This is a genomic window from Shewanella polaris (assembly GCF_006385555.1).
GTDB lineage: Bacteria > Pseudomonadota > Gammaproteobacteria > Enterobacterales > Shewanellaceae > Shewanella > Shewanella polaris.
The window spans coordinates 3,619,799-3,633,084 of record NZ_CP041036.1 but is presented as its reverse complement, the minus strand read 5'-3'; the positions used below and the strand labels follow the sequence as shown (position 1 = coordinate 3,633,084).

The window sequence follows — 13,286 nt, the reverse complement described above, 5'->3', positions numbered from 1 at the left end:
CTTTTTTGGCTCAAACAGAGTTATTTGATGTTTCATTGAGTAAATGGTTTTTTTTTCACCATTTAATGAATCACATAGACAGCAAGGGGGGTATTAGTGTGGGCGAGCATCTTGGCTTGTTATGAAGATTGATTATTTAATTTTAGTCAGTATAAATAATAATTGTGTTTGAAAATGAATCTTTGTTTATGTGTTTATATTGAGGGTTTAATCATAACTAAGGTTAACTGTTTAGCTGTGATGAGAGTCTCATTATTATCAAGTGAGGTGATATCGCCCCTGTTATGCAGAGGTTTTACTTATTGAATGTATGCAGTGACTTAATTATATGGTTCTATTCTTGGCAATAAGTTGTGATAGCTGGGTCATTCAATTGTCTTATATAATAGAAGTATCTTTTACCTGTTTAACCCGCAGTAATTTATTACTTATGCCTGTTGTTGAATCTCTATTGAAGTTAATTTTTACATCCGTTAATACTGTGCCAATATTCCCCCACAAGTATGATCAAGCGCACCTCTTACTACTTCAAACTCGCCATCAGATAACAATTAAATAACGTTTTAATTACTAAACCATCAAAACCGTAAACTTAAGTGTACATTCATGGCGGGGATCGCAATATTTGTCTTATTTAGCTAACTGTTTAATCCAAATTGATTAGGTACACTGCGCGCCTTTGATATGCAGAGCGTTCAAAGCACTACTATATAGCCATTGCATTACCTGCATTATTTAATCACAACCTGTTTAAAGGATAGAAAATCATATGCCATTTCCAACACACCGGTTTTACGAAGACATTATGGCTTTGTTTTGTGCAGGTGTAATGGTGTCTTTGGGGGTGACGCTCTATAACAGTAATCAACTTATTACTGGTGGTACCGCTGGCCTGGCGATTATTGGCATGCATCTAACATCGTTAAGTTTTGGAATGTTATTCTTCTTAGTCAATGTGCCTTTTTATTATATTGCTTGGACCAAGCTATCTAAGCGTTTCACTATTAATACCTTCATTTCAGTGTCAATCATTTCGGTAATGACGGATTACATGCCGATGTTTATTCATATCGACAATGTAAATCCAGTATTTGCTGCCACTGTCGGTGGTATGTTGATTGGCGTCGGGATGTTGATTATGTTCAGACATAAGTCGAGTTTAGGGGGCTTAGGCATTTTGGCGCTTTACTTACAAAATAAGTATTCAATTCGAGCTGGTAATTTTGGCTTGTTAGTTGATACGATTATTTTAAGCTCTTCGATGTTGATGTTTTCTTTTGAGGTGGTGTTATTGTCTGTGATGGGGGCTGCAATGTTAAATGTGTTGATTGCGATTAATCATAAACCCGGCCGTTATCAAGCTTATGTTGAGAGTAAAACCGAAAAAGACGGTGTTAGCGTATAATTGAAGTCAAAGTTTGCCTCCGCTTATTTTTTATTGCCACACTTAGATTAAAATAAAGTCGTGGCACTTCACTCACTCATAGGCAATGGGTAAAGTGCATTCTTGATTATTAATCAGTATTTGCAAACCTCAGAGCTCCGGCAACATTTTTGTTGTTTACTTAAATAACACAAGTGAAAAGCTCGCATCTGTTATTCATCCCTACTTCGAGTTCATCTTTAACCGTCTTCGGCCCATCTTATAGTTCAAAGTGAAAATCCAACGTTTTCGATAGGAATCAGATAGACAGCATTGTGGCTTAATGAAACTGCACACCTATATACACCTATATAAGAAGTAAACTTGCCTATAGATAACATCGGCACAATATGAATAGTGCGATATTAGCGCTATAAGAATAATATGACCGATAAATACAAGGGAATTGAGCTGTTTCAATTGATCTGCATTTTAAAATTCCTGTAGTTAATAATACTTAATAAGCAGTATTGTGGATAAGTTTGTGTGTAACATGTGGCTAAGCTGGTGTTAAATCGGGTATAAAAACTAATTGATAAATATCATTATAAATGGGTTGCACTAAATCTTGAGTTGCCTATAATGCGCATCCACTGACACGGCAGACAGCGCAAGCGGTCACCGGGTTAGGTTGAATTAAGTGCTTCAAAAAACTGAGTTCAACAGCGAAAAGAAAGTTTGAAAAAACACTTGACGCCAACACGGGGAAGCGTAGAATACGCACCCCAAGCCAACGACCTAGCGTCTTAGGCTGCTAACATGAAAGACTTAAACTTCTTCATAGTGAGCAACGTTCTTTAACAATTTAAACAAGAAATCTGTGTGGACATTCACAGGTATTGAGTTATTCGAAATTGTCTTCTGTTCTTCGGAATGTTGGCAATCAAAAAATTTCAACTCAATGCAACGATGAATGTTCATAGCAATATGTAACAAGCATTTTATAGATTCTTCCGAGTTTATAGGGTGTAAATCAGAATTCATTGAGCCGAGATATTCCTAACCGAGTATTTCAAAAAACTTTAATTGAAGAGTTTGATCATGGCTCAGATTGAACGCTGGCGGCAGGCCTAACACATGCAAGTCGAGCGGTAACAGAAAGTAGCTTGCTACTTTGCTGACGAGCGGCGGACGGGTGAGTAATGCCTAGGGATCTGCCCAGTCGAGGGGGATAACAGTTGGAAACGACTGCTAATACCGCATACGCCCTACGGGGGAAAGGAGGGGACCTTCGGGCCTTTCGCGATTGGATGAACCTAGGTGGGATTAGCTAGTTGGTGAGGTAATGGCTCACCAAGGCGACGATCCCTAGCTGTTCTGAGAGGATGATCAGCCACACTGGGACTGAGACACGGCCCAGACTCCTACGGGAGGCAGCAGTGGGGAATATTGCACAATGGGGGGAACCCTGATGCAGCCATGCCGCGTGTGTGAAGAAGGCCTTCGGGTTGTAAAGCACTTTCAGTAGGGAGGAAAGGTAGCGTGTTAATAGCACGCTGCTGTGACGTTACCTACAGAAGAAGGACCGGCTAACTTCGTGCCAGCAGCCGCGGTAATACGAGGGGTCCGAGCGTTAATCGGAATTACTGGGCGTAAAGCGTACGCAGGCGGTTCATTAAGCTAGATGTGAAATCCCCGGGCTCAACCTGGGAATTGCATTTAGAACTGGTGAACTAGAGTCTTGTAGAGGGGGGTAGAATTTCAGGTGTAGCGGTGAAATGCGTAGAGATCTGAAGGAATACCGGTGGCGAAGGCGGCCCCCTGGACAAAGACTGACGCTCATGTACGAAAGCGTGGGGAGCAAACAGGATTAGATACCCTGGTAGTCCACGCCGTAAACGATGTCTACTCGGAGTTTGGTGACTTAGTCACTGGGCTCCCAAGCTAACGCATTAAGTAGACCGCCTGGGGAGTACGGCCGCAAGGTTAAAACTCAAATGAATTGACGGGGGCCCGCACAAGCGGTGGAGCATGTGGTTTAATTCGATGCAACGCGAAGAACCTTACCTACTCTTGACATCCACAGAAGCCGGAAGAGATTCTGGTGTGCCTTTGGGAACTGTGAGACAGGTGCTGCATGGCTGTCGTCAGCTCGTGTTGTGAAATGTTGGGTTAAGTCCCGCAACGAGCGCAACCCCTATCCTTATTTGCCAGCACGTAATGGTGGGAACTCTAGGGAGACTGCCGGTGATAAACCGGAGGAAGGTGGGGACGACGTCAAGTCATCATGGCCCTTACGAGTAGGGCTACACACGTGCTACAATGGCGTATACAGAGGGTTGCAAAGCCGCGAGGTGGAGCTAATCTCACAAAGTACGTCGTAGTCCGGATTGGAGTCTGCAACTCGACTCCATGAAGTCGGAATCGCTAGTAATCGTAGATCAGAATGCTACGGTGAATACGTTCCCGGGCCTTGTACACACCGCCCGTCACACCATGGGAGTGGGCTGCAAAAGAAGTGGGTAGTTTAACCTTCGGGAGAACGCTCACCACTTTGTGGTTCATGACTGGGGTGAAGTCGTAACAAGGTAGCCCTAGGGGAACCTGGGGCTGGATCACCTCCTTACCTATACGACTAACTCAATACCTAAAGTGCAGCAATGCATGTGAGTGTTCACACAGATTACTTGTTAACTTCTTCGGAAGTAGAGTGAAATGCGCCGCAAGCCGGTTAGCATTGTTCTTTAACAATTTGGAAAGCTGATAGTACTAACTAAAGGCGCATAGATGATAATTCGTTGTCGTTTGTGTGATTACGTTAGTGCGAAAAATAATACTGATGCGAAAGTATCAGTATCTTGAGTTCTCAAAACACTGTTTAAGTGTCTTGAATATTCTAAAAACTAAGGCGAGTCCACTTCCTACCCTGGAGGTGAGACAAGTAAAAACCAGCTGGTCATAATACGACCCTGTTTTTCTTATCATTTGTTTATTCAAAAGGTAAGCGCAGTTAATCGAAACGGTGTCTAAGCCGTGAAGCGAATGAGAAAGAAGTGTAGCAGCGCTACATGACTGACGAATGAGATTCACAATAACGACAGCGTGATGAGTAACAAGCGAAAAAAGAAAGACTCATTTGGGTTGTATGGTTAAGTGACCAAGCGTATACGGTGGATGCCTTGGCAGTCAGAGGCGATGAAGGACGTAATAACTTGCGAAAAGCGTTGGCGAGCTAGTAATAAGCATTTGAGCTAACGATATCCGAATGGGGAAACCCAGCAGCATAAGCTGTTATCACTACATGAATACATAGTGTAGTGAGGCAAACCCGGGGAACTGAAACATCTAAGTACCCGGAGGAAAAGAAATCAACCGAGATTCCCCTAGTAGCGGCGAGCGAACGGGGATTAGCCCTTAAGTCTATGGGGTGTTAGTGGAATGAGTTGGAAAGCTCAGCGGCACAGGGTGATAGCCCCGTACATGAAAACTAACCATAGATGAAAACGAGTAAGGCGGGACACGTGACATCCTGTTTGAATATGGGGGGACCATCCTCCAAGGCTAAATACTCCTGACTGACCGATAGTGAACCAGTACCGTGAGGGAAAGGCGAAAAGAACCCCTGTGAGGGGAGTGAAATAGAACCTGAAACCGTGTACGTACAAGCAGTGGGAGCGGTTCTTGAGACCGTGACTGCGTACCTTTTGTATAATGGGTCAGCGACTTACGTTTTGTAGCGAGGTTAAGCGAATAGCGGAGCCGTAGGGAAACCGAGTGTTAACTGCGCGTTTAGTTGCAAGGCGTAGACCCGAAACCGAGTGATCTAGCCATGGGCAGGTTGAAGGTTGAGTAACATCAACTGGAGGACCGAACCGACTTATGTTGAAAAATGAGCGGATGACTTGTGGCTGGGGGTGAAAGGCCAATCAAACTCGGAGATATCTGGTTCTCCTCGAAAGCTATTTAGGTAGCGCCTCGAGCGAATACCATTGGGGGTAGAGCACTGTTAAGGCTAGGGGGTCATCCCGACTTACCAACCCTTTGCAAACTCCGAATACCAATGAGTACTACTCGGGAGACAGACAGCGGGTGCTAACGTCCGTTGTCAAAAGGGAAACAACCCAGACCGTCAGCTAAGGTCCCAAAGTGTATGTTAAGTGGGAAACGATGTGGGAAGGCTTAGACAGCTAGGATGTTGGCTTAGAAGCAGCCATCATTTAAAGAAAGCGTAATAGCTCACTAGTCGAGTCGGCCTGCGCGGAAGATTTAACGGGGCTAAACATACCACCGAAGCTACGGGTGCATGCCATTAGGTGTGCGCGGTAGAGGAGCGTTCTGTAAGCGGTTGAAGGTGAAGGGGTAACCCACACTGGACGTATCAGAAGTGCGAATGCTGACATGAGTAACGATAAAGGGAGTGAAAAACTCCCTCGCCGAAAGACCAAGGGTTCCTGTCCAACGTTAATCGGGGCAGGGTGAGTCGACCCCTAAGGTGAGGCCGAAAGGCGTAATCGATGGGAAACAGATTAATATTTCTGTACTTCTGCTAACTGCGATGGAGAGACGGAGAAGGCTAGGCTAGCGCGGCGTTGGTAGTCCGCGTTTAAGGTAGTAGGCTGTATTCTTAGGCAAATCCGGGAATACGTACTTAAATGTACAGGTTGAGAGCTGATGACGAGTCACTAAGGTGATGAAGTAGTTGATGCCATGCTTCCAGGAAAATCTTCTAAGCTTCAGGTTAGTAGAAATCGTACCCCAAACCGACACAGGTGGTCGGGTAGAGAATACCAAGGCGCTTGAGAGAACTCGGCTGAAGGAACTAGGCAAAATGGTACCGTAACTTCGGGAGAAGGTACGCTGCTGTCGGTGATGGGACTTGCTCCCTAAGCTGACGGCAGTCGCAGATACCAGGTGGCTGCAACTGTTTATCAAAAACACAGTACTGTGCAAAATCGCAAGATGACGTATACGGTATGACGCCTGCCCGGTGCCGGAAGGTTAATTGATTGGGTTATCTTCGGAGAAGCTCATGATCGAAGCCCCGGTAAACGGCGGCCGTAACTATAACGGTCCTAAGGTAGCGAAATTCCTTGTCGGGTAAGTTCCGACCTGCACGAATGGCGTAATGATGGCCACGCTGTCTCCAGCCGAGACTCAGTGAAGTTGAAATTGCGGTGAAGATGCCGTATACCCGCGGCTAGACGGAAAGACCCCGTGAACCTTTACTATAGCTTGGCACTGAACATTGAACCTACATGTGTAGGATAGGTGGGAGACTTTGAAACTTTGACGCTAGTCAGAGTGGAGTCAATCTTGAAATACCACCCTTGTAGTTTTGATGTTCTAACCGCGGCCCCTTATCGGGGTTCGGGACAGTGCCTGGTGGGTAGTTTGACTGGGGCGGTCTCCTCCCAAAGAGTAACGGAGGAGCACGAAGGTTGGCTAAGTACGGTCGGACATCGTACGGTTAGTGCAATGGCATAAGCCAGCTTAACTGCGAGACATACACGTCGAGCAGGTACGAAAGTAGGTCATAGTGATCCGGTGGTTCTGAATGGAAGGGCCATCGCTCAACGGATAAAAGGTACTCCGGGGATAACAGGCTGATACCGCCCAAGAGTTCATATCGACGGCGGTGTTTGGCACCTCGATGTCGGCTCATCACATCCTGGGGCTGAAGTCGGTCCCAAGGGTATGGCTGTTCGCCATTTAAAGTGGTACGCGAGCTGGGTTCAGAACGTCGTGAGACAGTTCGGTCCCTATCTGCCGTGGGCGTTGGATGATTGAAGGAAGCTGCTCCTAGTACGAGAGGACCGGAGTGGACGAACCGCTGGTGTTCGGGTTGTTATGCCAATAGCATTGCCCGGTAGCTACGTTCGGAATCGATAACCGCTGAAAGCATCTAAGCGGGAAGCGAGTCCTAAGATGAGTCATCCCTAGAGCTTTAAGCTCTCTAAAGGGCCGTAGGAGACTACTACGTTGATAGGCAAGGTGTGTAAGCGTTGTGAGGCGTTGAGCTAACTTGTACTAATGACCCGTGAGGCTTAACCATACAACCCAGATGGGTTTTACTGAAAATGTTCCCGACATTTTCTAGCACTTCCTCCTTCCATGGAGGTCGTACTAAAGGGAGCATGACCTTAGTGTTAGAATAGAGCGCTTAAGCAGTGTGAGAGACTCAAGTACGCTTTAATAAAGCATAATCAGCTTTTCGAATTATTATTTAATGCATCAAGAATAATGCGTTAGATAAGCAAAATTTGTCTGGAAACCATAGAGCTGTGGCACCACCTGATCCCATTCCGAACTCAGAAGTGAAACACAGTATCGCCGATGGTAGTGTGGGGTCTCCCCATGTGAGAGTAGGTCATTTCCAGGCGCCTAATTGACTTGAAAGAGTCGTGAGACAGCCCGCTATTATGTAGCGGGCTTTTTTACGTCTGTTATTTGTTGATATTATGGCTTGGTTTATCTGAACATCATGTTTGTGTGGCCGATATGCCCATGTGAAATAGGTTATTTTTAGGCGCCTAATTGACTTGAAAGAGTCGTGAGACAGCCCGCTATTATATAGCGGGCTTTTTTACGTCTGCAATTTGATGTTTATCAATGTGCTCACTAGGCGAAATATACTGGCAGTGTGGTCAATATTCGATCAAACCAAATATCATCCCAATCTTATTAAATAACCGTGAGTAATGATTTTGGTTTTTCTAATGTGACATATAAAGCATAAATGGTTTTTATAGTATTTACAGTATTGAATACAGTTACTCATTATTGTATAGTTTTTTTGTTAATATAGTGTTAGTGGGAATCTCTTGAATATACTGTAAATCACACCATAAAGTCATATTGTAAAGTTCCTCTAAGGATTGATAGAGCTTTGTAGTTTAATCATTTTTACTTGGCGGAATATTATGCTTAATTTTAAAATAAAACAAAAAATGCTCATTAGTTCGTTAATTCCATTAGTTATTCTCATTGTGATTTGTGGCATCGCTGTCAACATGATGGGAAAAATCGAAGATGGAGTGATGAGGATTTATTCTGATCGGGTTGTACCGTTAGAAGATTTAAAAATCATTGGTGATGACTATGCTGTCTTAGTCATTGATGCAATAAACAAAGCCAATGCTGGCGGCTCAACCGCACAAGATGCTGCTGAGACATTAATAAGTGCAAAAAGTAATATTGATACACTGTGGAAAAAATATTTAGCCACTCAGTTAACCCCCAAAGAAAGCCAACTTAGTATAGAAGCCAATGATATGTTTGGCCCCGCGGATGAAAAAATTGATTTTCTCATCAACAAACTACAGAAAATGTCTGGAGATATTACAGGTCAATTGGCTGATGACATTATGCCTTTATACGGCGTAATAGATCCCATTAGCGGTAAAATTGCCGAATTAGTGTCATTGCAAATTAATGTCGCAGGCGATGAATGGCGATTAACCCAAGACATATACCAATCATCGGTCAAGTTATTTATTTTCTTCACGTTTTGCGCCGTCGTTATCAGTGTCGTGTTAACAATATGGGTACTACGCAGCGTTATGATGCCAGTGACTGACATTTTGATGAAGCTTAAGCTCATTAAACAAAATTCAGATTTAACCCAAGTGTTTACTCCTTATAACGATGATGAGTTAGGGATGATCTCAACGAGCCTTACAGGAGTGATCACGCATCTCAGAAACATTATTGAATCTATTACAGATGCCGCTAATACTATTAATATTTCCTCAGGAGAGTTGCAACGTTTCACCGAAGAAACTAATCATAGAATGCTGCAGCAGCAAGATGAGTCAGAGCAAACCGCAACCGCTATGAACGAAATGACAGCGACAGTGGCCGAAGTGGTTCAAAGTACTAATTTTGCCGCAGAAAAAGCCAGACAAGCCAATGGTCATGCTGAAAATGGTAATGTCATTGTTCAGCATTCAATAGACAGTATGTCGCAATTATCTAGCCAAATTGGTAAAACTGCTGAGGTAATATCTCATCTAGCTAAAGAAAGCCAAAATATTGGTCAGGTATTGAATGTTATTAAAGGCATTGCTGAGCAGACCAACCTTTTAGCGTTAAACGCTGCTATTGAGGCTGCCAGAGCAGGTGAGCAAGGGAGAGGTTTTGCTGTTGTTGCCGATGAAGTGCGAACGTTAGCTAAGCGAACTCAAGAATCAACCCTGCAAATTGAAACCATGATTGATGAACTCCAACAAAGTGTTGTTCTTGCCGTCTCTTCAATGGATGAAGGTTTAATTTTAGTAAACAATGCCAATGATAAAACAAATAGTGCTGGTTCAGTGCTAAGTGACATTGTCACCTCGGTCGACAGCATCAATGAACTGAATACTCAAATTGCTACAGCGGCAGAAGAGCAATCTTATGTGGCGGAGAGCATCAATAAAAGTATCATCACCATAAATGATATTACTCAAGCCTCATCCGCTGCGACAGAAAAACTGACTCATTCAGTCGATGACTTACAATCACTTGCTCAATCGATGCAACAACAAGTGGCTACATTCAAAATTGCTTAAGGTTTTCATTGATGAGGGCTGAGATAATTCTCAGTCCTCCCATTTTATTTCCTAGTACTATCTGATTTCATGATGATGTTTTGTTATTAGTGATTAATTGCATCCACACCATCAGACTGAATACTCCATGTGATGCGCAGATAACAGGCAAAATACCGCTTCACTCATCAAAACAAGCTAGCAAGGCTTAAAGCTAGTAAGATCATTGGCCTGCAGGTTTTCACCTTTTTAAGCATAATATCCACAATATTATATTAATCTTATAGAGCCGTTTTGATTAACTGAAGCTAACACCATTTATGTCTCATTTATTATTTATACCATTTCCATTAATTATGTGACCAATCAGAGTCGCTCAGACTGTTCAGTTTGAGGCGCATTGTTGAAACAATGGTTATTCCCTTTTAAAACAATGCAACAAAGAAATGGACTGTCTGAGCGTCTCCTGCAAGGCGGGTTTCTGTGCCTTCTATGCTGCTTAATAGCATTTTGACGTACGACTGCATGGATGCAGGAGGTAGAGCAACGCAGGAGCAGTTGCCGAGAGCAACTATGCCTACAATCCTATTACTTGCCTAGAAGGCACAGAATTCCAGCTGAATGACCAGATAATTAGTGGAATTGGTTTTAAATAATGCTCTGTAAAGACTCTATATCTCAACTCTATGTTTTAGCTCATAGTGTATGTTGTTAACGCTATTAAAACGTTAATTTAACCCTTACACTACAAATAGCTTAATGACCTTGAGTAATATTAATGAAACCAATTATTTGTAGCACTGCATTAGAAGCCGTATCGTTAATTGAAAGTGGTGAAACCTTGTGGACTCACTCCATGGGGGCTACACCAACAATGCTACTCGACGCGTTAGCCGAACATGCATTAACTAAGCATGGTTTAACATTATTGCAGCTACACACAGAAGGGGCTGAGTCGCTAAGTGATCCCCGTTTAAGGGATCATATTCGCCATCGCTGTTTCTTTGCTGGCACACCCACGCGTTCGTTGTTACAACAAGGTGATGCCGATTATGTGCCGATTTTCCTCTCTGAGGTGCCCAAGTTGTTTCGTTCTGGCGAACAGCATATCGACACCGCCATCATTCAAGTTTCCCCGCCAGATAAACATGGTATCTGTTCGTTAGGTATATCGGTTGAGGCAACTTTAGCGGCCTGCCAAATGGCGGGTAAAATTATTGCTCACATTAATCCCATGATGCCTCGCACCCATGGTGATGGTTTTATTCATTACAATAAGTTCGCAGCCGTGTATGAACAGAGCATGCCTTTACCACAACATCTATTCGCCCCAAGCGATGCGATAAGCTTGGCCATCGGCCAGAATGTGGCCAAATTAGTACTTGATGGCGCTTGCTTACAGATGGGTATTGGCGCCATTCCAGATGCTGTATTGGGGTGTTTAACCAAACATAATGATTTAGGCGTTCACACTGAGCTATTTTCTGATGGCGTGCTTAATCTGGTCGAGCTTGGCGTGATCAATAATAGTCGTAAGAAAGTACATCCCGGTAAGACTGTGACAGGCTTTGCTTTGGGTAGCCAACGACTTTATGACTTTGTTGATGACAATCCTTCGGTGATATTCATGGATATTGAGCAGGTTAATGACACAGCGATTATCCGTAAAAACCCTAATGTGATGTCGATAAACTCAGCGTTACAGGTCGATATTTCAGGGCAAGTGTGTGCTGATTCATTGGGTACTCAAATATACTCAGGTGTAGGTGGCCAGATGGACTTTATACGCGGGGCAGGTCTTTCTGAAGGCGGCCGATCTGTCATCGCATTACCCAGTACTGCGGCTAATGGCACCATGTCGCGGATTGCCACAGTATTATCGCCAGGCGCTGGCGTGGTAACAACTCGTGCACATGTACACTATATTGTTACCGAGTACGGAACCGCTTATTTACGCGGTAAATCGTTACGAGAACGAGCTCGTGCTCTTATCGATATTGCTCATCCTAAGTTTAGGGAACAGCTTTGCCAAGAAACCTTTGAGATGTGGCGACTTAAGGTTTAAGTACTGTTGTTGATTAATCTTGTCATTCAGGTAAGGTTTACGAGCCGGAATTAAGCTTGTATGGATTGACTATGTTTTTATGGCCAGCGGTCATGACATTGGCGGCCATAGTCCAAAAAGCGATAAATAAATTAAACGATTATTCGTTTAACACACCAACAAGGTTTATGATTAAAGAGTCTCAATAATGAAGTTGATGAGGTCTAATCATGATTATAGCTTGCCCCCATTGCGATACGTTAAATCGTATTCCTGAAGAACGTCTTGAACAACAACCTACTTGTGGAAAATGCAAAAAGAGTCTGTTTGTTGGTGAACCGATAGAGTTAACAGCTGCCAATTTTAGCCACCATGCTAATAAATCAGAGCTACCATTAGTGGTAGATTTTTGGGCCAGCTGGTGCGGTCCGTGTAAAAACTTTGCTCCGGTGTTTGCTCAATCAGCTAAAAAATGGGAACCCAAATTCCGTTTTGGTAAACTTAATACCGAAGAACAACAAGCCTTAGCTGGGCAATTTAATATCCGATCTATTCCGACTTTGATGGTATTTAAACAAGGCAAAGTGCTTGCACAGCAATCAGGTGCTATGCCTGCATCATCATTTAACCAATGGCTAGAGTCGATTAAATAGATTTTAGACTTTAGATTACTCATTAAAAACGCGATAAACTATCGCGTTTTTGTTTAGCTTTATTTTGATTGTTGTTTAAAAGGAATTGATAAACATGAAAAAAATCCTAGTTATCTGTTTACTTGGTCTCGCGATATTTGGCTTTTTGGATAAAAAGGGTCAAACTACTCAAATTGTACAAAACGTTTATGCTGGCTATACCGCTAGCAGTGATAGTGCGTTACAAAATGCCATTGATAATCAACAGAGTAATGCTCAGGTAGCTGGGGCTGGTGAGGTGATAAAAGTGCTCGCCGATGATCTAAAAGGCAGTCGCCACCAACGATTTATTTTGAAAATAGCCAGCGGAACCACCTTACTCGTTGCCCATAATATTGATTTAGCATCACGTATAGATGGCCTAAATGTTGGCGATACGGTCGAGTTTTACGGTGTTTATGAATTTAATAACAAAGGTGGCGTCATCCATTGGACTCATCACGATCCACGCGGACAACACCCAGGCGGCTGGTTAAAACACAATGGCAGCACTTATCAATAAACCGCAGTTTTAATAGTATCCAAACAACTCAAAGTTCTCGGGCAACAATCTGGTTGAGTGATCCATGAGAGAGGAACCTTGTGATCTTAATCCAAACGAAGTTTGGACATAAAAAAGAGTAACCGTGATGACTCAAGGTTACTCTTTATTTTTAATC

The 13,286-nt window shown here is 43.3% G+C and carries 5 protein-coding genes and 3 rRNA genes; all 8 read left to right on the top strand.

Features of this window, described 5'->3' with window-relative positions; genetic code table 11:
• Window positions 1-769 precede the first annotated feature (769 nt).
• The 8 genes from FH971_RS15725 (at window position 770) to FH971_RS15690 (ending at window position 13,129) form a co-directional block, all read left to right on the top strand.
• The gene (locus tag FH971_RS15725) at window positions 770-1,405 is read left to right on the top strand and encodes a YitT family protein (protein WP_137225995.1); all 636 of its coding nucleotides are present in this window, start codon (window positions 770-772) and stop codon (window positions 1,403-1,405) included.
• 1,041 nt (window positions 1,406-2,446) lie between these two features.
• Window positions 2,447-3,989 (top strand): 16S ribosomal RNA (locus FH971_RS15720).
• 521 nt (window positions 3,990-4,510) lie between these two features.
• A 23S ribosomal RNA gene (locus tag FH971_RS15715) occupies window positions 4,511-7,415 on the top strand.
• Window positions 7,416-7,626: 211 nt separating this feature from the next.
• Window positions 7,627-7,742 (top strand): 5S ribosomal RNA (gene rrf, locus FH971_RS15710).
• The 16S, 23S and 5S rRNA genes sit together here, the layout of an rRNA operon.
• A gap of 541 nt (window positions 7,743-8,283) precedes the next feature.
• Window positions 8,284-9,912 carry a methyl-accepting chemotaxis protein gene (locus FH971_RS15705; RefSeq protein ID WP_140234950.1) on the top strand — a complete coding sequence of 543 codons (1,629 nt, stop codon included), beginning with the start codon at window positions 8,284-8,286 and terminating at the stop codon, window positions 9,910-9,912.
• Window positions 9,913-10,669: 757 nt separating this feature from the next.
• Window positions 10,670-11,956: an acetyl-CoA hydrolase/transferase family protein gene (locus FH971_RS15700; RefSeq protein WP_140234949.1), complete on the top strand. Its 1,287-nt coding sequence runs from the start codon at window positions 10,670-10,672 to the stop codon at window positions 11,954-11,956.
• A gap of 209 nt (window positions 11,957-12,165) precedes the next feature.
• Window positions 12,166-12,588 (top strand): thioredoxin TrxC, encoded by a 423-nt coding sequence (trxC, locus tag FH971_RS15695; protein ID WP_137226000.1) that lies wholly within the window; start codon window positions 12,166-12,168, stop codon window positions 12,586-12,588.
• A 94-nt stretch (window positions 12,589-12,682) separates the two neighbouring features.
• Window positions 12,683-13,129, top strand: a complete 447-nt coding sequence (locus FH971_RS15690; protein WP_140234948.1) for a DUF3465 domain-containing protein — start codon at window positions 12,683-12,685, stop codon at window positions 13,127-13,129.
• Window positions 13,130-13,286 lie beyond the last annotated feature (157 nt).